This window comes from Corallococcus caeni (assembly GCF_036245865.1).
Taxonomy (GTDB): domain Bacteria; phylum Myxococcota; class Myxococcia; order Myxococcales; family Myxococcaceae; genus Corallococcus; species Corallococcus caeni.
Map to the genome: position 1 here is coordinate 611,629 of NZ_BTTW01000003.1, position 19,707 is coordinate 631,335.

The window sequence follows — 19,707 nt, forward strand, 5'->3', positions numbered from 1 at the left end:
CTGCACGGGAAGGCCCCGGGGGAACGGCTATGAACGGCGGACGGCTTTACGACGGCCGCGCCGTGGAGATGGTCAACTGCTGGATGCGCACGTCCCGGCGGGGACGGTCGTTTGAATCCTTGGGAAGCTCGTTGGCGATGCGGTCCACCACGTCCTGCCCTTCCACCACCTCGCCAAAGATGGTGTACCGGTTGTCCAGGTGGGGCTGTGGCGCGGCGGTGATGAAGAACTGACTGCCGTTGGTGTTGGGGCCGGTGTTGCCCATGGCCAGCAGGCCCTTCCTGTCGAAACGCCGGCCACCCTGGAACTCATCCTCGAAACGGAAGCCCGGCCCACCGTTTCCCCGGCTGGTCGGGTCCCCGCCCTGGATCATGAAGTCCTTGATGCAGCGGAAGAAGAGCGTCCCGTCGTAGAGCGGGCGGCCGTGCTGCACCTGGAACGTCACCGGGTCCGTCCAGGGCTTCTCCCCGGTGGCCAGGCCCACGAAGTTCTCCACCGTCCGCGGCGAGTCCTTGGAGAACAGGCGCACAACGATGCGCCCCTCCGTCGTCGCGAAGGTGCCGAACAGCTCCGTGCCCGCGCGGGCCTGCTCCATGAAGCTCATTGCGGCGCGCTCTTGGTGGCGGGAGCAGGCTTGGAGGCCGGGGCCTTCTTGGCCGCCGCGGCGGGGGCACCCTTGGGCGCCTTCTCACTCAGGGTAATCGTCTCCAGGACCACGGGCGTCTGCGGGCGGTCCTGCGCGCTGCGCGGCACGTTGCCGATCTTCTCCACCACGTCGTAGCCCGTGACGACCTCGCCGAAGATGGTGTGGCGGCCGGTGAGGTGCGCGGGCGTGGAGGTGGTGATGAAGAACTGGCTCCCGTTGGTGTTGGGCCCCGCGTTGGCCATGGCCAGGATGCCCGGCTTGTCGAAGCTCCGGCCGCTCTGGAACTCGTCCGCGAAGCGGTAGCCCGGGTCGCCATTGCCGGTGCCGGTGGGGTCGCCGCCCTGGATCATGAAGCCCGGGATGACGCGGTGGAACACGGTGCCGGCGTAGAGCGGCTTGCCCTTCACCTGCTCGCCCGTCTTCGGATCCGTCCAGGCCTTCTCACCGGTGGCCAGGCCCACGAAGTTCTCCACCGTCCTGGGCGCGTCCTTGGAGAAGAGCTTCACGGTGATGACGCCCTGGCTCGTCTTCAGGGTCGCGTAGACGTCCTTGCCGGCCTGGACCTTCTTGGTCCAGGGGCCCGCGGCGGGCTCGGCGGCCAGGGCCGCGAAGGCGGCAAGCGCCACGGTGATACCGAGAAGACGGTGCATACGGGACGGCCTCCAGGGCAGGAAGGCGCGGACCCTACCCCCCACCCCCCTCCCCCTCCAAGGGCTTTCACGCCGGAGGGTCGTCCGGTGAAGGACCTCCCGGGACGGGCGCCACCACGGCCGGGACCGCCACGACAGCGGCCTCCGCCTTGAGGCGCTCCAGGGTGGTGCGAGCGGCCGCCTGCTCGGCCTCCTTCTTGTTCCGGCCGGTGGCCCGGGCGTACACGGCCTCCCCGATGACCACCTCCACCTCGAACACCTTGGCGTGCTCCGGGCCCGTCTCCGACACCACCCGGTAGCGCGGCGACAGCTTGAGCCGCTCGTGGGAAATCTCCTGGAGGAGCGTCTTGTAGTCCAGGCGGCCGGCGCCGGAGGCCACCTCCTCCACCAGCTCCCCGAAGCAGCGGTCCACCAGCGCCAGCGCCGGCTCCAGGCCGCCGCTCAGGTAGACGGCGCCCAGCACCGCCTCCAGCGCGTCCGCCAGCAGCGAGTTCTTGTCGCGGCCGCCGGACTGGGACTCGCCCCGGCCCAGCAGCAGCAGCTCGCCCAGGCGCAGGCTCCGGGCCACGCGGGCCAGGCCCTCCTCGTGAACGATGCGGGCGCGCATCTTGGTGAGCTCCCCTTCCGGGACGCCGGGGCAGCGGTCCATCAGCCGGTGGCTCACGGCCAGGTCCACGACGGCGTCGCCCAGGAACTCCAGGCGCTGGTTGTCCTTGAGGTTCTGGTCGCGGTTCTCGTTGACGTACGTCTTGTGCGTGAGCGCTTCCAGGGCCAGGTCCCGCTTGGAGAACTGCACGCCCAGGCGCGCCTCCAGGGCCTGCACCCGCTCGGCCAGGGTCATCTTCTCCACGCGGCTCACTCCTGGGGGGCGTCCGGGCCCACGAGGCGCACGGCCTCGGGAGCGACCTTCAACAGGTCCGCCACCATCCGCACCACGCCAGGGAACTCATCCAGTTCGAAGCGGCCCGCCCACACCTTGCCCTGGGTGCCCGCCAGCAGGCCCCGGAAGGTGCGCCCGGCGATGCGCGCGGCGGCGAAGCGGTAGGCCCTGCCCTCCACCTGCAGCTGCGCCAGCAACTCCAGGCTGCTGCGCGGCGGCACCAGCGCCTGCGGACCGAACTTCTCCACCACCTCCACGAAGCGCACCGGCTCCGGGCCAGACGCCGCCTGGGGGGCCCGCGCCATCGGCTCGCCGAGCAGCGCGGACAGGTAGCCCGTCAGCGCGGCCCGCTCGCGAAACTCCGACAGCTCGATGACGTGCCCCGCGGCGGTGGCCAGCTCCTCCCCGCCCCGGATGGCCTGCGCGATGCGGAAGTTGCCCTGCCGGTCCGCCACCAGCTTCACCGCGAGCTGTCCCTCGTGCACCGACGTGGACAGCTCCAGCGACTGCGGATCCACGTCCGCGGGCAGGCCCAAGAGCTGCAGCTCCTCCGAGCGTCGCTGCAGGTGGAAGACGTGGTCGCTGAAGGTGTCCAGCAACAGCGCCTGCATCTCCTCCGCCGCGTCGATGGCGGACAGCAGGATGGGCGTCATGCCCACCACCGCCGGCGGCGCGATGGGGATGAGCCGGTCACCCATCACCTGGAAGGTGATGTCGGTGATGAAGTCCCGGGTGATGGGGTTCACCAGGGACGCGGCCTCCAGGTCCAGCACCACTTCGACGCCGGACGGCTCCTCACGGACCTGGAGCCCCAGCTCACGCAGCCGAGCGGTATCCATCAGGCCCCTTTGAAGGTCTCGCGGGCGATGATGGTGCGCTGGATCTCGCTCGTGCCCTCGCCAATCTCACAGAGCTTGGCGTCGCGCAGGTAGCGCTCCACCGGGAACTCGCGCGTGTAGCCGTAGCCGCCGTGGATCTGCACCGCCTTGTTGCAGCCGCGCATGGCCGCCTCGGAAGCGAAGAGCTTCGCCATGGAGGCCTCCTCCGAGTACGGCTGCCCCGCGTCCGCGAGCCGCGCCGCGCGGTGCACCAGCAGGCGCGCCGCCTCCAGCTCCGTCTTCATGTCCGCCATCATCCAGCGCAGGCCCTGGAACTCACCGATGGGCTGACCGAACGCGGTGCGGTCCTTGGAGTACGCCACCGACTCCTCCAGCGCCCCGCGCAGCAGGCCCACCGACAGCGCGCCGATGGTGATGCGGCCCTTGTCGAGGATCTTGAGCGTGTCGATGAAGCCGCGGTCGACCTCGCCCACGATGGCGTCGTCACCGACCTCCACGTTCTCCAGGATGAGCTCGGCCGTGTCCGACGAGCGCATGCCCAGCTTCCCGTGGATGGAGCGCTGGCTGAAGCCGGGGATGCCCTTCTCCAGCACGAAGGCGGTGATGCCCTTCTGGCGCTTCTCCGGCGAGGTGAGCGCCAGCACCACGAACACGTCACCCACCGTGCCCTGGGTGATGAACATCTTCGCGCCGTTGAGCACCCACTTGTTGCCCTTCTTCACGGCGGTGGTGCGCATGCCGGACGCGTCCGAACCGGATCCCGGCTCGGTGAGGCCCCACGCGCCCAGCCACTCGCCGGTGGCGAGCTTGGGCAGGTAGCGCTGGTGCTGCGCCTTGTTGCCGAAGACGCGCACGTGGCTGGTCCCCAGGCCGTTGTGGCTGGCCACCGTGAGGGCGAGCGAGCCGTCGTAGCGGGCGATCTCCTCCACGGCCACCGCCACGGCGAGCGAGTCCATGGCCGCTCCGCCGTACTCCTCGGAGACGAGCATGCCGAGCACGCCCAGCTGGCCCAGCTCCTTCACCACCTCCATGGGGAACTTCTCGTCCTTGTCCCATTCCCGCGCGTACGGCTTCACGCGGCGTTCGCAGAATTCACGGAGGGAGGCCTGGAGGGCGCGGTGGCTTTCAGGAAGTTCGAAGTCCATGGTCGGGTGCGGAATCTAGAGCGTGAATGACGGGTGGGGAACTTCAGACCGGGTGGACGCCGTGCTTCTTCTCCGCACGGGGCTGGAACCGGTCCGCATAAAGCGAATAACGCTGCAGCAATTCCCCGCGCAGGGAGTCGCCAGGAATCACGGCGTCGATGATGAGCTCGCTGGCCAGCTTGTAGATGTCCACGTCCTGCTTGTACTCGTCGCGCAGCTTCTGGACGTAGGCCGGCCGCTCGGCCTCCGGCAGCTCTTGAATCTTGTTGAAGTAGACGGCGTTCACCGCCGCCTCCGGGCCCATCACGGCGATCATCGCCTGGGGCAGCGCCAGCGTGGCCTCCGGGGCGAAGCCCGGCCCGCTCATGGCGTAGAGGCCCGCGCCATAGGCCTTGCGCACCACCACGCAGATGCGCGGCACGCTGGCCTCCGACACCGCGGAGATCATCTTCGCGCCCGCGCGGATGATGCCCGCGCGCTCCACCTTGGTGCCGATCATGAAGCCCGGCACGTCCGACAGGTACAGCAGCGGAATGTTGAACGCGTCACACAGCCAGATGAACCGGGCCGCCTTGTCCGCGCTGTCCACGAACAGCACGCCGCCCTTGTACTTGGGCTGGTTCGCGACGATGCCCACCGGACGGCCGCCGATGCGCGCGAGGCCGGTGATCAGCTCCTGCGCGAAGAGCTTCTTCACCTCGAACCAGCTGCCCTCGTCGATGAGCTCCGTGATGAGGGCGTGCATGTCGAACGGCTTGTTCTGATCCGGCGGGACGATCTCATCCACGCGCTTGCCGCTGTGCTTGGGCGCCTTCAGCTCGACCGTGGGCGGGGCCTTGGAGAAGTTCTCCGGGAAGAAGGCCAGGTACTGCTTCGCCGCGGCGATGGCGTCCTGCTCCGTCTTCACCAGCACGTCGCCCACGCCGGACACGGAGCAGTGCATCTTCGCGCCGCCCATCTCCTCCAGCGTGACCTTCTCACCGATGACCATCTCCGCCATGCGCGGGCTGCCCAGGTACATGGAGGCGTTGCCCTCCACCATGATGACCAGGTCGCAGAACGCGGGGATGTACGCGCCGCCCGCGGCGGACGGGCCGAAGAGCAGGCAGATCTGCGGGACGAAGCCCGACAGGTGGACCTCGTTGTAGAAGATGCGGCCCGCGCCCCGGCGGCCGGGGAACATCTCCACCTGGTCCGTGATGCGCGCGCCCGCGCTGTCCACCAGGTACAGGAGGGGGCAGCGCTGCGCCCGCGCGGTCTCCTGGATGCGGAGGATCTTCTCCACCGTGCGCGCGCCCCAGCTGCCCGCCTTCACCGTGGAGTCGTTGGCCATGATGGCCACCGCGCGCCCGTCGATGCGGGCCATGCCGGTGATGACGCCGTCGGAGGGCAGCTCCGGGTCCAGGTTGTTGGCGAGCTTTCCATCCTCCACGAAGGAGTCCGCGTCCACGAGCAGCCGGATGCGCTCGCGCGCGAAGAGCTTGCCGGTCTCCGCGTTCTTCGCGTGGTACTTGGACGCGCCGCCCTTCTCCACCTGGGCGATCTTCTCAAGCAGTGTCTGGTCTGAGGACATGGCCGCCGTCCCATACCAAGAAACCCCAGGCCTGGCTGCCTTCTTGCCAGCCGAAGCACCAGCCGTGCCGTCCAGAGGACGACGCAAGGGGCTACGACAGAGCGCTTCGGGGGATGTCGCGGGGGGCCTCCCTGCCTACCTTGATGTCGCACGGGGGGTGTGCACCCAGGCGGGCCACGAACCGCCCCGTGAACCGCATCCGGCCCTGGAGGGACCCATGTTCAGAGCGAAGAAGGCGAAGTGGCAGACGAAGGCCCTGGCCAAGAGCAAGCTGTACCGCCAGTTCCTGGCGCACCAGCTGCTCGACCAGCTCCCCGAGTACGCCGACAAGGCGGGCAAGGTGGCCCGGAAGTCCTGGGACAACTTCGACCCGGACGACGCGCTGCGATATGTGGGATTGACGACGTACAAGCCGGCGCGCGCGGGCCTGGGCGGCCTGGGGGCGTTCCTGCTGGGCGCCGCCGCGGGCAGCATCGTGGCCCTGCTGATGGCCCCCAGCCGCGGCACGGAGCTGCGCACCACCGTCAAGGACAAGGCGATGGGCTACATCAACAAGCAGGGCGTGAACATCGGCGGCGAGAAGACCGCGAGCGCCTGAAGCCAGTCTGAATGAAGCAGGCAGGGGCAGCACGGTCCGCGAGCAACCGCGGGCCTGTTGCCCCTGTCGCTTTCGTGGGGCCTAGCGGCCTTTATAGACAGGGGGACGCTTCTCCGCGAAGGCGCGGAGCCCTTCCAGCCGGTCCTCCGTCTTGAGCACCTCCTCGTACTTCTTGAGCTCCAGCGCCAGCGCGTCGTCCAGCTCCAGGCCGGTGCCCTCGTCGATGGCGTGCTTCGCGGTGGCGACGGCGACGGGGGCGTTCTCCACGACGGCCTCCGCGAGCTGGAAGGCGACCTCCAGCAGGTGCCCTTCCGGGGCCAGCCGGTTCACCAGACCGATGCTGAAGGCCTCCGCCGCGTTCACGCGCCGGGCGGTGAGGATGAGGTCCTTCGCGCGCCCGGGGCCGATGAGCCGCGAGAGCCGCTGCGTGCCGCCGCCGCCGGGGATGATGCCCAGCTTCACCTCCGTGAGGCCCATCTCCGTGGCGGGCGAGGCGACGCGCAGGTCGCACGCCAGGGCCAGCTCCGTGCCGCCGCCGAAGGCCGCGCCGTTGATGGCGGCGATGAAGACGCAGTCGCTCTTTTCAATGGAGCGCAGGGTGACGCGCAGGCCGTTGAGGAAGGCGCGCACCTCGTCCTCCGACATGGTGGTGCGCTCCTTCAGGTCCGCGCCCGCGCAGAAGGCCTTGTCGCCCGCGCCGGTGAGGATGACGGCGCGCACCGCGCGGCCGGAGGACACGCGGGCCACAAGCGCGTCCAGCTCCTGGTGCATCGCGCGGCTGATGGCGTTGCGGCGGCTCTCCCCGTCGATGGTCCAGATCTCGATGGCGCCGCGCGCGTCGACCTTGAACTCCGGCATCTTCGCTCCCCGTGACGGACCGCGGTGGGCGGCCCGCGTGAATGGCGCGCAGCCTGAAACCTGTTCCCCAGTCTGGCAAGCCGTAAACGGATAGGATTTCGCCCATGCCTTCGTGCCCAACGACGAACCGCCCGTGGCGGTGGCTGCCCGGACTGCTCACCGTCTCCACCCTGCTCGTGCTCGCCCTGCCGCTCGTGGCCCTGGCGCGCGGCGGTGGCGGCGAGCACTACACCTCCGGACGCGACCGGGGCGGCGGCGGCGGTGGGGGTGACGGCCTGCCCCTCTGGCTGATCTTCGACCTCATCCGGATCCTCTTCCTGTATCCGAAGGTGACCATTCCGCTGCTCGTCATCGGCGGCGGGCTCTACTGGCTCTACAAGCGCAACCTGCACCCGGACGCCACCACCCGGCGCGCGTTGGATCAGCGCGAGGCGGAGGCGCGCACGGAGGTGTCCGGCCGCGACGTGCAGGGCTGGGTGAACGCGCTGAAGCTCAAGGACCCGTCCTTCGAACTGGAGCCCACGCTGGAGAAGGTGCGCTGGCTCTTCCTCGAGCTGCAGAAGTCCTGGTTCCGGCGGGACATGACGCCGGTGCGCCCCTTCCTGTCGGACGCGACGTGGCAGCGCTTCAACGTGCAGCTGGCGCTGATGCAGGCGCAGGGCGTGCGGGACGCGCTCGCGGACATGAAGGTGCTGGACGTGCAGCTCATCGGCCTGCACCAGACGAACTGGTACGACAGCATCCACGTGCGCGTGCGCGCCAGCATCCGCGACACGGACGTGCCCGCGAACCAGACGGACGCGCAGGCCATGGCCGCCGCCAGCCGCGTGGCCCCGGAGGTCTTCACGGAGGTGTGGACCTTCGTGCGCAAGCCGGGCGCGCAGACGCGCATCGGCGAGGACCTGTTCCAGGGCAAGTGCCCCAACTGCGGCGCGCCCTACAAGGGCGGCGCGTCCAACACCTGCGAGTTCTGCAACGCGGTGGTGAACTCCGGCAACTACGACTGGACGCTCTCTGAAATCACGCAGGGCGTGGAGCACGTGCGCCACCACAAGCAGGTGGACGGCCTGATGCAGGCGCGCGAGGCCGACCCCGCGCTCAACCTGGAGATGCTGGAGGACCGCGCGTCGCTGCTGTTCTGGAAGTGGATCGACGCGCAGAGCCGCAACGAGACGCAGCGCCTGTCCAAGGTCGCCAACGCGGACGCCCTCACGAAGCTGGACGCGGAGCTGGGCCAGCTGGCGAAGCAGGGCCGGCGGCGCGTCTTCCTGGAGTGCGCGGTGGGCGCGGTGGACGTGCGCGCGCTGGAGGTGCACCCGGAGTCCTTCGACGAGGCGCAGGTCGAGATCCGCTGGAGCGCCCGCATGGGCGTGGGCCCCGTGAACGAGAAGCCCCCCAGCCTGCCCACGGTGCCGCAGCGCTGGGTCTTCACGCTGCTGCGCCGCCACGGCGCGAAGACGAACACGGACACCGGTATGTCCACGGACCGCTGCCCGCAGTGCAACGCGCCCACCACCAACAGCGCGGCCAACACCTGCGAGTTCTGCGGCACGGTGCTGGGCAACGGCGAGCGCGACTGGGTGCTCGCGTCCGCCCTCCCCTTCGAGTCCTGGAACGTGCACCACGCGCGGCAGACGAGCGCGAACGCAGCCCGCTACCAGCAGCGGCGCCAGGCCGAGCGCGGCACCGTCGCGCCCCCGCCCATGGACGTCGGCGGACACGCCCAGGGCGACGGCGACGGCGACCGGGTGGTGACGGACGTGAAGGAGCGCGAGCGGCTGCTCTACATGATGGCGTCCATCGCCGCCGCGGACGGTGAAGTCACCGCCGCCGAGCGCCGCCTGCTCAAGCTGTGCGCGGAGCGCTGGAGCGTGTCGTGGCCCAACGTGGAGATGGCGCTCAACGCCGGGCCCCAGCTCTTCGAGCGCCTCGTCCCGCGCGGCAGCCCGGAGGCGGAGGTGTTCCTGCGCCACATCGTGGACATGGCGCTGGTGGACGGCCGCATCGACCGCAAGGAGCGGCGCATGCTGCAGATCGCCGCCCAGCACCTGGGCCTGGAGGAGCAGCTGACGGCGATGCTCGGGGACCGCTAGTCACGCGGTCCCTGGTAGGGGCCTTCAGGTCTGCGCGCGGCGGGAGGCCTTCTTGTCCCGTTCACCCAGCGCGGCCTGGAGGTACTTGCCCGCGAGCTTCCGGCCGATGAGCTCCTGGGCGATCTCCCCGGCCTCCACCAGCTTGTCCAGGTCGATGCCGGTGTCCACGCCCATGCCGTGCAGCATGAACACCGCGTCCTCGGAGGCCAGGTTGCCCGCGGCGCCCGGCGCGTAGGGACAGCCGCCCAGCCCGCCGATGCTCGCGTCGAACGTGGTGACGCCCGCGGACAGGCCCACCAGCGCGTTGGCCAGCGCGGTGCCGCGCGTGTCGTGCAGGTGCAGCGCCAGCGTGTCCACCGGCATGTGCTGGAGCAGCGCGGCCAGGATTTCCTCCGTCTGGCGGGGCGTGCCCACGCCAATCGTGTCGCCCAGGCTGAGCTGGTAGATGCCCGCGTCCACCAGCTGACGGCAGATGTCCACCACGCGCTCCACCGGGACGTGGCCCTCGTAGGGGCAGCCCCACACGGTGGACAGGTAGCCGCGCACGCGCATGCCGGCCTTGCGGGCGGCGGCCGTCACTTCCTTCGCGCCGGCCAGGGCCTCCGCGATGGTCTTGTTGATGTTCTTCTTGGAGTGGGCCTCCGACGCGGAGATGAACACCGCGGCCTCCTCCAGGCCCGCCGCCTGCGCGCGCTCCAGGCCCTTGAGGTTGGGCACCAGCGCGGAGAAGACGACCCCCGGGCGGCGGCCCACCAGCTTGAGCAGCTCCTCCGCGTCCGCCAACTGGGGGATCCACTTGGGTGACACGAACGACGTCACCTCGATGCGCTTCTCCCCCGCGGCGACCAGGGCGTTGATGAGGCGCGCCTTGTCGCGGGTGGGCAGCGTGCGGAGCTCGTTCTGCAGGCCGTCGCGGGGGCCGACCTCGTACACGTCGACCCGGCGGGGCAGTTGCCCCAGCAGGCCGACCCGCGTTCGCGATGTCTCTTTCGGATCCACTTTGGACGTGTCCCGGGCCGGTCAACCGCGCCCGGCTCCCACGATGAGGTCGGTCGACTCGGGTGTCATCGGCCCGGAATCCAGGCCGCCGTGCACCCACTCCACCGAAAAGCCCGTGCTTTCCAACAGCCGTTCCAGTTCCGCAAGAGGATAGTAACGAAGCGCGTACGCCGCTCGCAGGACGCGACCGTCCGGCAAGGTGAGCTGACGCTGGCCGACATCGCGGCCACGCGTCGCGTCGAAGCGGCTCTCCTCCTCCAGGAGACTCCCATCCGGTAACCGCTCGCGGAACGACGCGCCCGGACTTCCGGCCAGCCGCTCGTAGGGAACCGTCTGGAACACCAACCGTCCGCCGGGCCGCAGCACCCGCGCCACCTCGCGCAGCACCTGGACGTGCTCCGCGTCACTGAAGGCGAAGAGTGTCGAATACCAGGCGTACGCGCCCCCCAGGGACGCGTCCTGGAAGGGCAGCGCCCGCAGGTCGCCCCGCACCGCGGGAAAGCCGGGGCGGCGCAGGCGCAGGGACAGCGGATCCAGCTCCAGCCCCACCACCCGCCCGGCGAGCGCGCCCTCCGCGTTGAGCCGAGCCGCGTGCCGGCCGTGGCCGCAGCCCAGGTCCACCACCGGCCCCTCCACGTCCGCGAACGCCCGGGACAGGTACTCCCCTTCCCGGGCCGTCACCGCCTCGGAGAGGTACGGCAGCGTGCTGCGCAGGTACAGCTCCCCGAAGAAGTCGCTCACGGCCATCGCGCGCCTTTATGGGACGCGTCAGCGCTTGAGGGCGGGCAGCTTCTCGCGCAGGCGGCGCACGGCCTCGTCCAGCACCGCTTCCGACTTGCAGAAGGCGAAGCGCGCGAAGCGCTGTCCCAGGTGCCGGTGCTCCGGGCCGTAGAAGACGCTGGGCGGGATGCCCGCCACGCCCACCTCCGTCACCAGGTGCCGGCAGAAGGCCACGTCGTCCGCGAAGCCGTAGCCGGTGATGTCCGCGAGGATGAAGTAGCTGCCCTCCGGGGAGAACGCCTGGAGCCCCGCCGCGCGCAGGCCCGTGAGCAGCCGCTCCCGCCGGGCGGTGTAGAGCGCCGTCAGCTCCTGGAAGTAGCTGTCCGGCAGCCGCAGCGCCACGGCCATGGCGGCCTGGAACGGCGACGCGGTGGCGAAGGTGACGAACTGGTGCGCGCGCTGTACGGCATCCCGCAGCGGCGGCGGCGCGATGATCCAGCCGATCTTCCACCCCGTCAGGCTGAAGGACTTGCCCGCGCTGCTCACCGTCACCGTGCGGTCCGCGAGCACCGGCACCGTGGCGGCGCGGATGTGGCGCGAGGGGGCGAAGACGATGTGCTCATAGACTTCATCCGCCAGCACCTTCACGTCGTGCTCGGCGCAGAGGTGGCCCAGGAACTCCAGCTCCTCGCGCGTGAAGACCTTGCCCGTGGGGTTGTGCGGCGAGTTGAGGATGAGCAGCCGCGTCTTCGGACCGAAGGCGGCGCGGACCTCGTCGCGGTCGAACCACCACGTGGTGTGCTCCGCGTCCGGCGGGCGCAGGGGCACGTAGCGCGGCGTGGCGCCCACGAAGGCGATGTTGGCGTCGTAGGAGTCGTAGAACGGCTCGAAGGCCACCACCTCGTCGCCGGGGTCCACCAGGCCCAGGATGACGTCGAGGATGGCCTCCGTCGCGCCGCTCGTGACGGTGACCATGGTGTCCGGGTCCACGGCGTGGCCGTAGAAGCGCTGCGCGTGCTCCGCGATGGCGTTGCGCAGGTCCTTCGCGCCCACGCCGGGGGCGTACTGGTTGACGCCGCCCTGGATGGCCTTCCACGCGGCCTCCTTGATGGCGTCCGGCCCGTCGAAGTCCGGGAAGCCCTGCCCCAGGTTCACGGCCTGGTGCTTCAGCGCCAGCGCGCTGAACTCGGAGAAGACGGTGGTGCCGAAGCGGGAGACGCGTTGCGCGAGCACGGGCCGGGGGGACATGGGTCAGGCCTCAAAAAAAGGCCAGCGCACGTCCTCCCCGGACCCCGGGGTGACCGGCTGGCGGTTCAGGGCCGGACGATAGCGTCCACGGGCACGGAACGCGCGCCCTGTTCCACCGCGCGCTGCCGGGCGGCCCGGGACAGGGCCAGCGCCAGCCCCGTCACCACCAGCACCAGCGGCACCGCGCACACCAGGTCGATGACGTAGTGGAACCGCCCCGCCAGCGTCGCGAAGATGAGCCCCATGCCGGGGAAGAGCATCACCCAGAAGAACCGCCGGGCGAACCGGAACGCGTAGAAGAGCACCACCAGCATCACCCCGGTGTGCCCCGACGGGAAGCAGTCCCGGGTGTACACCGGCGTGCGCATCATGGACTCCAACAGCGGCGTGAGGATCCACCCCTGGGTGGCCGGCCCGTCGAACGCGCCGATGAGGAAGTACCGGGGCCCCACCGCGGGCACCAGCGAGTACGCCGCGTAGTTGAAGCCCAGCAGCAGCCCCAGCCCCAGCAGGTACTCGTCGAAGCCGGGCGTGGGCCCCCTACCCCGGGCGTACAGGTAGATGCCCAAGAGCAGCGGCCACATGAAGTGCCCGTAGTAGCAGAGCATCAGGACGTCGTTGGCCCAGGGCGGCACCACGTGCGACAGCGCCACCGCGGCCTGGAAGCCGAACAGCTTCTGATCCACCGCGACCAGCTGGGCGTCCTTCACCAGTGGGTTCACCCAGTCCACGATGGGGCCCAGCCACCCGTGGGCCAGCGCCGACACGGGCAGGAGCCAGAAGTCCGCCACGATGGCGAGCAGCGGCTGGCGGGGGAAGCGGGCCTCCAGCATGCGCACGGCCGGCAGGCCCAGCGCGAAGAAGAGGAAGAGGAGCGCGTTGCGGCCGGAGTGCGGCGCCCAGCGGGCCGGGCCCACGCACACCAGGGCCGCCACCGAGCAGGCCGCCATCAGGACGAGGTCCACCTGCCGGAAGCGCACGAGCGCTTCACCCGACGACGCCAGGACGGGCCGCACACGGCCCTGGCTGAATGACCAGATGCTCACGCCGATTTGCGCTCCCCCGGCGACTCGGCCGGCAGCTCGCCGGCCCCCCCGAGATTGAGGCTCCGCACCACCGCGCCCGACCCTGGTGCCTCCGCGGACCGCCGCCCCTTCCACCGCTCCAGCAACGCCAGCATGGCCGGAAAGAACACCGTCGTCCCCAGGAAGGTGCTCACCACCCCAAGTAGGGCAATCTGCCCGATGCTGCGCAAGCCCTGGTGATTCGCCACGAGGAGCGCTCCGTAGCCCGCCGCGTTGGACAGGGTGGCCACCACCGCCGCGAAGCCGGTGTTGCGCACGACCCGGCCCAGCGACCCGGGGCCCTCTTCCTCGTACCGGTGGAACAGGTGCACCGAGTTGTCCACCGCGATGGCCAACAGGTTGGGCAGCACCACCGCGTTGATGAAGTTGAGCTGGACGTCGAAGAGGTACATGCCGCCCGCCAGGCAGGTCATGCCCAGGAACAGCGGGCCCGCCACCAAGAGCGCGCGCTTGAAGCTGCGCAGGCTGGCCAGGATGACCAGGAACACCACCGCCGCAGCGGACCAGAGGATGAACGGCCCGTCCCCACGCACCAGCGCGAAGATGCGCGCCGCGATGCGGTTGCTGTCCAGCACCGCCAGGTCGACGCCCTTCGCCCTCGCCCCGACCACCACCTCATCCAGCTGCGTCGCCCAGCGGTTCAGGTCCTGCGTGTCGTAGTTGGACACCGACGGGAACAGCAGGAGGAACATCCCCTTGCCGTCCAGCGCCTCGAAGCGGCGGCGCGCCTCCACCGGCAGCTCCTCCAGCCCGTAGGGCTTCGCGTCCACCATCTGCCGCAGGTCCTTCACGCGCGGGTCCTCCTGGGCGGACTTCGGCAGCCCGTCCAGCAGCGTCCGGATGCGGCCCATCTCCGCCGCGTGCCCCGCCACGTCGGACGGCACCAGGTCGCTCAGCGACGCGGTGCGCAGGAACACGGAGTTGGCGCCGTTGTTCGCCTTCACCTGGGCGATGACGGCCTCCACCTCGCGGACCTGCTCCAGCGTGTCCACGGAGAGGATGGCGGGGTTGAGCGGCGCGCCGATCTGCGCCGTGATGTGGTCGTCCAGCCGCGACGCCGGCGAGTCCCCCTTCAGGTTGCGCAGGTTGGTCTCGAAGCCCAGCCGGGGCGCGATGCCCACCGAGTACGCCGCGAAGCCCACCACCGACAGCGCCACCGCGACGATGACGCCCGTGGGCCAGCGCCGCCACTCCTTCGCCGGAGCCGGGGCCTGCTCCACGGCGGGCGCGGAGGCCTGGACGGCGGCGCCGGGGGCGGCGTCACGGCGGTACGGGCGGATGCGCTCCGCGATGGCGAGCAGCGACGGGCCCAGCGCATACGCGGACAGCACCGCCATCAGCACGCCGATGCCCGCGAGCAGGCCGAACTGCTGGAAGGCGTGGAACTGCGCCAGCACCAGCACGAAGAACGCCGCCGCGTTGGTGAAGGCGGACGTGAGCGCCCCGCTGAAGGTGCCGCGCACCGCCGCCGTCAGCGCCTCCTTCACGCCGTGCTGCTCGCGCTCCTCCCAGTAGCGCATCGCCAGGTGGACGCCGTACTCGATGCCCAGGCCGATGAGGATGGCGACGAGGAAGCCCGTCACGATGTTGAGGTGGCCGATGGCGCCCTGCGCGAACGCGAACGTCAGCACCAGCCCCACCACCACCGGCACGCCCACCACCGCCAGCGCGGAGATGCGCCGGGTGGCCAGCAGGATGAGCCCCACGGCGATGAGCGCGGACAAGAGGCCCGCGTTGGACAGGTCGCGGCGCATCACCGCGTCCTCTTCGATGCGGTTCTGGAAGTTGCCCGTCGCCTCCAGCGTCACGCCCGGGTACTTCTGGGCCGCGAGCTCGCGGCCGGTGTCGAACACCGTGGCCACGAAGTTGCGCGCGAAGTCCAGGTCCCCCGCCGTCCCCGACGGCTTGATCATCAGGTAGACCTCGGTGCCCTCCTTGTTCGCCAGCGTCTCCGGCAGCGCCGTGTCCGGGGTGTGCTTCTTCGCGATCTCCTCGAAGGTGGGCGGCACCGTGTCCGCGCCCAGGTCCACGAAGAGGGGGCTGGCGCGCTCCTTCTCGTAGCGGACGCGGGCCTCCAGGTCCTCCCTCAGGGAAGCGACCTCCGCCGTGGGCAGGAGAAGCAGCCCGTGGCGGCGGAAGAAGGCCACGTCATAGTGGTGCTCGACGTAGCGGACCGTCGGCAGGGCCTCCAGGCGCTGCTGGAACTCCGTGGCGTAGGCCTTGAGGGCCTCCGGCGTTCCTCCCTTGGCCATGATGACGAGGTATCCGTCACCGCCCGCCTTCTCTGACACGCGTGTCAGATCGCGAACCTCGGGGGCACCCTCCGGGAGGAGCTCCACGAAGGAGCCGCGGAACTCCAGGCGCGAGGCGAAGAGCCCCGCGGCGGCCGTCACCAGGGCGACAACGAGCAGCACCTGCCAGGGGCGCGACATCGCTGCCTGGATGAAGCCCTCGAACCACCGCTGCCGTCGCGCTTGGGACACCGTCTGCTCCTCTGATGCTGGCCGTCAAAGCAATAAGCCGGCCATGATCCAGGCCCCCGGAACAGACGGCCCCTCCGCACCCATTCCCCATGTGAACCTGTGTGTGCCCTGGGTGCTGGAGCATCCAGTCGCGAACAGAGGTCCGGGGGCGCGGCGTGCCACCAATGCGGCATCGCTGTCAAGGCGCGCCCTGACACGGATGCCCCACATGGCGAGTGATGGAACCGTCCCCGCCTTGACAGTGTGGATTTCCCTCTTTATTGACCCCCTCGCGTCGTCCCCCCTGGGTGTTCACGCGGCCGGGCAATCCGATCCTGGAACGCGCCCTGCACATGGAAAGCGGCTCGGATCACACCCCCCGACGCGTAAGAAAGACCACCATGAGCGACGTGTTCGACAAGTGCCGTACCTGGAAGGACTACCGCATCGCCAAGGCCACGGGGTTGTACCCGTACTTCCGGGCCATCGAGGCGTCGCACGGCGCCACGGAGGTGGAGATCGAGGGGCGGCGGGTCATCATGGTGGGCTCGAACAACTACCTGGGCCTGTCCGCGGATCCGCGCGTGAAGGAAGCGGCCATCAAGGCCACGGAGAAGTTCGGCACCACCTGCTCCGGTTCGCGCCTGCTCAACGGCACGCTGGCGCTGCACGAGGAGCTGGAGGCGCGGCTGGCGAAGTTCCTCAACCGCGAGTCGGCCATCGTCATCTCCACCGGCTTCCAGACGAACCTGGCGCTTGCCTCCATCCTGGGCCGTCACGACATCGTCTTCAGCGACCGCGCGAACCACGCGTCGCTGGTGGACGGCGTGCGCCTGTCGTTCGCGACGGAGCGCAAGTTCCGCCACAACGACATGGACCACCTGGAGCAGCTCTTGGCCGCGGCGGAGCCGGGCGCCGGGAAGATCATCGTCACGGACGGCGTGTTCTCCATGGAGGGCGACGTCTGCAACCTGCCCCGCATCGTGGAGCTGTCCAAGCAGTACAACGCCCGCGTGATGACGGATGACGCCCACGCCATGGGCGTGCTGGGCGAGATGGGCCGGGGCACCTCCGAGTACTTCGGCCTGGAGAAGGACGTGGACCTGGTGATGGGCACGTTCTCCAAGAGCTTCGCGTCGCTGGGCGGCGTGCTCGCGGGTCCGTTCGACGTCATCAACTACATCCGCCACAAGGCCCGCTCGGTCATCTTCTCCGCGTCCATGACGCCCGCGTCCATCGCGGCGGCGCTCAAGGCGACGGAGATCATCGAGGCGGAGCCGCAGCGCCGCGCGCGCCTCCTGGACATCGCGGAGAAGATGCACAACGGCTTCCGCGCCATGGGCTTCGACACGGGCGTGTCGGTGACGCCGGTGGTGCCGGTGCACATCGGCGACCAGGTGAAGTGCTTCCGCTTCTGGCGCGCGCTGCACGAGGCGGGCGTGTTCGCCAACCCCGTGATTCCCCCGGCGGTGGAGGCGGGCCACGCGCTCATCCGCACCAGCTACATGGCCACGCACACGGACGCGCAGCTGGACCAGGTGCTGGACACCTTCGAGAAGATCGGCCGCAAGCTCAACGTCATCCCGGAGACGCGCCCCACGGTGTACGAGCCGGTGAAGATCGCCCGGCCGGGCAGCGCGGTGCGCAGCAACAAGGCGAGCGAGACGTGGGCGGCGGGCAGCGCGGGCCTGCTCGCGGACAAGGGCTTCTCCCTGGATCAGCTGTCGCGGATGTCGTCGCGGGAGATGGCCGGGAAGTTCTTCGACGCGGTGGAGCAGCTCACCTGGCGCGCGGCGAACCTCCAGCCGGAGGACCTGCGGCGGCTGGGCGGCGCGCCCAAGAAGCTGTGGGAGAAGCGCAGCGAACTGGGCGGCGTGCTCCTGGAGAAGGGCGCCCAGCTCTTCATGCGCAACGGCAGCGAGGGTTCCGACGGCGGCAACCCGGCCGAAAGGAACTGAGCCTCCCTCATGGCCCACCCCGCCAAGCACTCCGACGCTTCCTCTTCCTCCATTCCCACCATGCCCTCCGACGTGCAGGTGACTCCCGTGCGCGGCGCGGCGGACCGGACGGCGTTCATCCGGCTGCCGTACTCGCTCTACCGTGACGACCCGAACTGGGTCCCGCCGCTGGAGATGGAGCGCCGCGACTTCCTGGACCCGAAGAAGAACCCCTTCTTCGACTACGCGGAGGTGGAGCTGTTCCTCGCCCGCCGCGGGCAGGACGTGGTGGGCCGGGTGGCGGCCATCAAGAACCCGCGCCACATGGAGTTCCACGGCACGAAGGAGGGCTTCTTCGGCCTCTTCGAGTGCGTGAACGACGCGGGCGTGGCCCGGGGCCTGCTGGACGCGGCCGGCGCGTGGCTCAAGGCGCGCGGCATCGACACCGTGCTGGGGCCGGCCAACTTCTCCTCCAACCAGGACTGGGGCCTGCTCGTGGAGGGCTACGACAGCCCTCCCGCGCTGATGATGCCCTACAACCCGGCGTACTACGCGGGCCTGCTGGAGACGTGCGGCTTCACCAAGGCGAAGGACCTGTGGGCGTGGGAGCTGTCGTCGTCCACGCCGCCGCCGGAGAAGGTGGCGCGCATCGCGGAGAAGATCCGCCAGCGCGAGGGCATCACCGTGCGCGCGGTGAACCTGAAGGACTTCCCCGCCGAGGTCGCCCGCATCAAGGAGATCTACAACGCGGCCTGGGAGAAGAACTGGGGCTTCATCCCCTTCACGGACCGCGAGTTCGACCACATGGCCAAGGAGATGAAGGCCATCGTGCGCCCGGAGCTGCTGCTCATCGCGGAGGTGAAGGGTGAGCCCGTCGCCTTCTCCATGACGCTGCCGGACGCCAACCCGGCGTTCCAGGCGGCCAACGGGCGGCTCACGACGTTCGGCCTGCCCATTGGCCTGGTGAAGCTGGTGCTGGCGTCGCGCAAGCTCAAGCGGCTGCGCCTGCTCACGCTGGGCATCAAGGAGGGCTACCGGCGCCGCGGCCTGGACGCCATCCTCTACCTGGACACCCTGCGCACCGCGAAGGAGCTGGGGTACACGGGCGGGGAGATCTCCTGGACGCTGGAGGACAACCACCTGGTCAACCGCGCCATCGAGTCCATGGGCGGCCAGCGCTCCAAGACGTACCGCGTGTTCCAGCGGCCCGCCTGACGTCCTGAAACACCTCCGCCCGGGCGCTGGTGGCACCCGGGCGGAAGGTGAAGCGCGAAGCTGTCAGGCGCCCTGCCCGGCTTCGTTACTTCGCCTGCGGCGCGGCGCCCGTGGCACCGGCGGCGGACTCCTTCACGGAGGCGGCGCTGGTGTTGGCGTTCTCCTTCTCCAGCTGGGCGCGCTTGGCCTTGAGCGTCGTCAGCAGGCCGTCGAAGCCCTTGGTGGAGAGGATCTTCTTGAACTGGCCGCTGTACGTGTCCACGAGGGAGACCTCGTCGGTGACGACGTCGTAGATGCGCCAGTCGGCCTTGGCCGACGCCTTGTAGAGCTTGTAGTTCACGGGCACCTGGTCCGTCTTCACGGTGAGCTGCGTGTCGACCGTGGCCTCGTTCCCCTGCACGCTCTCCTTGCCGTACTTCACGTCCGCCTTCGCCTGGCCGATGGCCTTCTGGGCGTACGAGGCGCGCAGCAGGCCCGTCATGGTGTCGGTGAACTCCTTGCGCTGGGCGGCGCTGAGGCCCGCCCAGGCCTTCTCACCCAGGGCGCGCTTGGCGAGCTCCTCGAAGTCCACGAAGGACTCCACGACGTTGGCCAGGGACTGCACGGTGGCGCCAGGGGCGTTGGCCGCCTTCTGCACGGCGGCGTTGCCGTTCTTCACCACGTTGAGCGGGCTCACGGGAGCGGCGGCGAGCAGCGTGGCGGCAAGCAGGGAAGCAATCATTTTGATGAAGCTCCGGGTTGAAGGTCAGGTGTGACGAC

17 protein-coding genes are annotated in these 19,707 nt (G+C 69.8%); 4 read left to right on the top strand and 13 right to left on the bottom strand.

Features of this window, described 5'->3' with window-relative positions; genetic code table 11:
* Window positions 1-46: 46 nt before the first annotated feature.
* The 6 genes from AABA78_RS16640 to AABA78_RS16665 all read right to left on the bottom strand — a co-directional run bounded on the left by AABA78_RS16640 (window position 47) and on the right by AABA78_RS16665 (window position 5,733).
* Complete coding sequence (locus AABA78_RS16640) at window positions 47-604, bottom strand: peptidylprolyl isomerase (RefSeq protein WP_338264039.1); 558 nt, start codon at window positions 602-604, stop codon at window positions 47-49.
* Window positions 601-1,296, bottom strand: coding sequence for a peptidylprolyl isomerase (locus tag AABA78_RS16645; protein ID WP_338264040.1), 696 nt, complete (start codon window positions 1,294-1,296; stop codon window positions 601-603). Before AABA78_RS16645 ends, AABA78_RS16640 begins: the two co-directional genes overlap by 4 nt.
* A gap of 67 nt (window positions 1,297-1,363) precedes the next feature.
* The gene (gene rnc, locus AABA78_RS16650) at window positions 1,364-2,137 is read right to left on the bottom strand and encodes a ribonuclease III (protein ID WP_338264298.1); all 774 of its coding nucleotides are present in this window, start codon (window positions 2,135-2,137) and stop codon (window positions 1,364-1,366) included.
* Window positions 2,138-2,151: 14 nt separating this feature from the next.
* Complete coding sequence (locus AABA78_RS16655) at window positions 2,152-3,015, bottom strand: hypothetical protein (protein ID WP_338264041.1); 864 nt, start codon at window positions 3,013-3,015, stop codon at window positions 2,152-2,154.
* Entirely contained in the window at window positions 3,015-4,160 is a 1,146-nt protein-coding gene (locus AABA78_RS16660) for an acyl-CoA dehydrogenase family protein (protein ID WP_171413341.1), read from the bottom strand. The genes AABA78_RS16655 and AABA78_RS16660 overlap by 1 nt, the downstream gene beginning before the upstream one ends.
* A gap of 43 nt (window positions 4,161-4,203) precedes the next feature.
* On the bottom strand, window positions 4,204-5,733 hold the full coding sequence (locus AABA78_RS16665) for an acyl-CoA carboxylase subunit beta (protein ID WP_338264042.1): 1,530 nt from the start codon (window positions 5,731-5,733) through the stop codon (window positions 4,204-4,206).
* A 217-nt stretch (window positions 5,734-5,950) separates the two neighbouring features.
* On the opposite strand from AABA78_RS16665, the gene AABA78_RS16670 reads away from it, so the two are divergent.
* Window positions 5,951-6,331, top strand: coding sequence for a YtxH domain-containing protein (locus AABA78_RS16670; RefSeq protein WP_171413343.1), 381 nt, complete (start codon window positions 5,951-5,953; stop codon window positions 6,329-6,331).
* An 81-nt stretch (window positions 6,332-6,412) separates the two neighbouring features.
* On the opposite strand, the gene AABA78_RS16675 is transcribed toward AABA78_RS16670, so the two are convergent.
* A complete protein-coding gene (locus AABA78_RS16675; protein ID WP_338264043.1) occupies window positions 6,413-7,189 on the bottom strand; it encodes an enoyl-CoA hydratase-related protein in 777 nt (258 codons plus the stop codon).
* 104 nt (window positions 7,190-7,293) lie between these two features.
* Between AABA78_RS16675 and AABA78_RS16680 the strand changes: the two genes are divergently transcribed.
* On the top strand, window positions 7,294-9,282 hold the full coding sequence (locus AABA78_RS16680; RefSeq protein WP_338264044.1) for a TIM44-like domain-containing protein: 1,989 nt from the start codon (window positions 7,294-7,296) through the stop codon (window positions 9,280-9,282).
* A 24-nt stretch (window positions 9,283-9,306) separates the two neighbouring features.
* Here the strand turns inward: AABA78_RS16680 and AABA78_RS16685 are convergent, their stop codons facing one another.
* The 5 genes from AABA78_RS16685 to AABA78_RS16705 form a co-directional block, all read right to left on the bottom strand.
* The gene (locus AABA78_RS16685) at window positions 9,307-10,281 is read right to left on the bottom strand and encodes a hydroxymethylglutaryl-CoA lyase (protein WP_171413346.1); all 975 of its coding nucleotides are present in this window, start codon (window positions 10,279-10,281) and stop codon (window positions 9,307-9,309) included.
* Window positions 10,282-10,302: 21 nt separating this feature from the next.
* Window positions 10,303-11,028, bottom strand: a complete 726-nt coding sequence (locus AABA78_RS16690) for a methyltransferase domain-containing protein (protein WP_338264045.1) — start codon at window positions 11,026-11,028, stop codon at window positions 10,303-10,305.
* Window positions 11,029-11,049: 21 nt separating this feature from the next.
* On the bottom strand, window positions 11,050-12,249 hold the full coding sequence (locus tag AABA78_RS16695; protein WP_338264046.1) for an aminotransferase class I/II-fold pyridoxal phosphate-dependent enzyme: 1,200 nt from the start codon (window positions 12,247-12,249) through the stop codon (window positions 11,050-11,052).
* A 65-nt stretch (window positions 12,250-12,314) separates the two neighbouring features.
* The gene (locus AABA78_RS16700) at window positions 12,315-13,295 is read right to left on the bottom strand and encodes a phosphatase PAP2 family protein (RefSeq protein ID WP_338264047.1); all 981 of its coding nucleotides are present in this window, start codon (window positions 13,293-13,295) and stop codon (window positions 12,315-12,317) included.
* A complete protein-coding gene (locus AABA78_RS16705; RefSeq protein WP_338264299.1) occupies window positions 13,292-15,766 on the bottom strand; it encodes an efflux RND transporter permease subunit in 2,475 nt (824 codons plus the stop codon). The genes AABA78_RS16700 and AABA78_RS16705 overlap by 4 nt, the downstream gene beginning before the upstream one ends.
* A 431-nt stretch (window positions 15,767-16,197) precedes the next feature.
* Between AABA78_RS16705 and AABA78_RS16710 the strand changes: the two genes are divergently transcribed.
* Window positions 16,198-17,754, top strand: a complete 1,557-nt coding sequence (locus AABA78_RS16710) for an aminotransferase class I/II-fold pyridoxal phosphate-dependent enzyme (protein ID WP_338264048.1) — start codon at window positions 16,198-16,200, stop codon at window positions 17,752-17,754.
* A gap of 9 nt (window positions 17,755-17,763) precedes the next feature.
* Window positions 17,764-18,948 (top strand): GNAT family N-acetyltransferase, encoded by a 1,185-nt coding sequence (locus AABA78_RS16715; protein ID WP_338264049.1) that lies wholly within the window; start codon window positions 17,764-17,766, stop codon window positions 18,946-18,948.
* An 85-nt stretch (window positions 18,949-19,033) separates the two neighbouring features.
* Here the strand turns inward: AABA78_RS16715 and AABA78_RS16720 are convergent, their stop codons facing one another.
* Window positions 19,034-19,669, bottom strand: coding sequence for an MlaC/ttg2D family ABC transporter substrate-binding protein (locus AABA78_RS16720; protein ID WP_338264050.1), 636 nt, complete (start codon window positions 19,667-19,669; stop codon window positions 19,034-19,036).
* Window positions 19,670-19,707 lie beyond the last annotated feature (38 nt).

Coding starts and splice junctions, on each gene's coding strand:
- AABA78_RS16640 (WP_338264039.1), bottom strand. CDS start 604: ATGAGCTTCATGGAGCAGGCCCGCGCGGGCACGGAGCTGTTCGGCACC.
- AABA78_RS16645 (WP_338264040.1), bottom strand. CDS start 1,296: ATGCACCGTCTTCTCGGTATCACCGTGGCGCTTGCCGCCTTCGCGGCC.
- rnc (WP_338264298.1), bottom strand. CDS start 2,137: ATGACCCTGGCCGAGCGGGTGCAGGCCCTGGAGGCGCGCCTGGGCGTG.
- AABA78_RS16655 (WP_338264041.1), bottom strand. CDS start 3,015: ATGGATACCGCTCGGCTGCGTGAGCTGGGGCTCCAGGTCCGTGAGGAG.
- AABA78_RS16660 (WP_171413341.1), bottom strand. CDS start 4,160: ATGGACTTCGAACTTCCTGAAAGCCACCGCGCCCTCCAGGCCTCCCTC.
- AABA78_RS16665 (WP_338264042.1), bottom strand. CDS start 5,733: ATGTCCTCAGACCAGACACTGCTTGAGAAGATCGCCCAGGTGGAGAAG.
- AABA78_RS16670 (WP_171413343.1), top strand. CDS start 5,951: ATGTTCAGAGCGAAGAAGGCGAAGTGGCAGACGAAGGCCCTGGCCAAG.
- AABA78_RS16675 (WP_338264043.1), bottom strand. CDS start 7,189: ATGCCGGAGTTCAAGGTCGACGCGCGCGGCGCCATCGAGATCTGGACC.
- AABA78_RS16680 (WP_338264044.1), top strand. CDS start 7,294: ATGCCTTCGTGCCCAACGACGAACCGCCCGTGGCGGTGGCTGCCCGGA.
- AABA78_RS16690 (WP_338264045.1), bottom strand. CDS start 11,028: ATGGCCGTGAGCGACTTCTTCGGGGAGCTGTACCTGCGCAGCACGCTG.
- AABA78_RS16695 (WP_338264046.1), bottom strand. CDS start 12,249: ATGTCCCCCCGGCCCGTGCTCGCGCAACGCGTCTCCCGCTTCGGCACC.
- AABA78_RS16705 (WP_338264299.1), bottom strand. CDS start 15,766: ATGTCGCGCCCCTGGCAGGTGCTGCTCGTTGTCGCCCTGGTGACGGCC.
- AABA78_RS16710 (WP_338264048.1), top strand. CDS start 16,198: ATGAGCGACGTGTTCGACAAGTGCCGTACCTGGAAGGACTACCGCATC.
- AABA78_RS16715 (WP_338264049.1), top strand. CDS start 17,764: ATGGCCCACCCCGCCAAGCACTCCGACGCTTCCTCTTCCTCCATTCCC.
- AABA78_RS16720 (WP_338264050.1), bottom strand. CDS start 19,669: ATGATTGCTTCCCTGCTTGCCGCCACGCTGCTCGCCGCCGCTCCCGTG.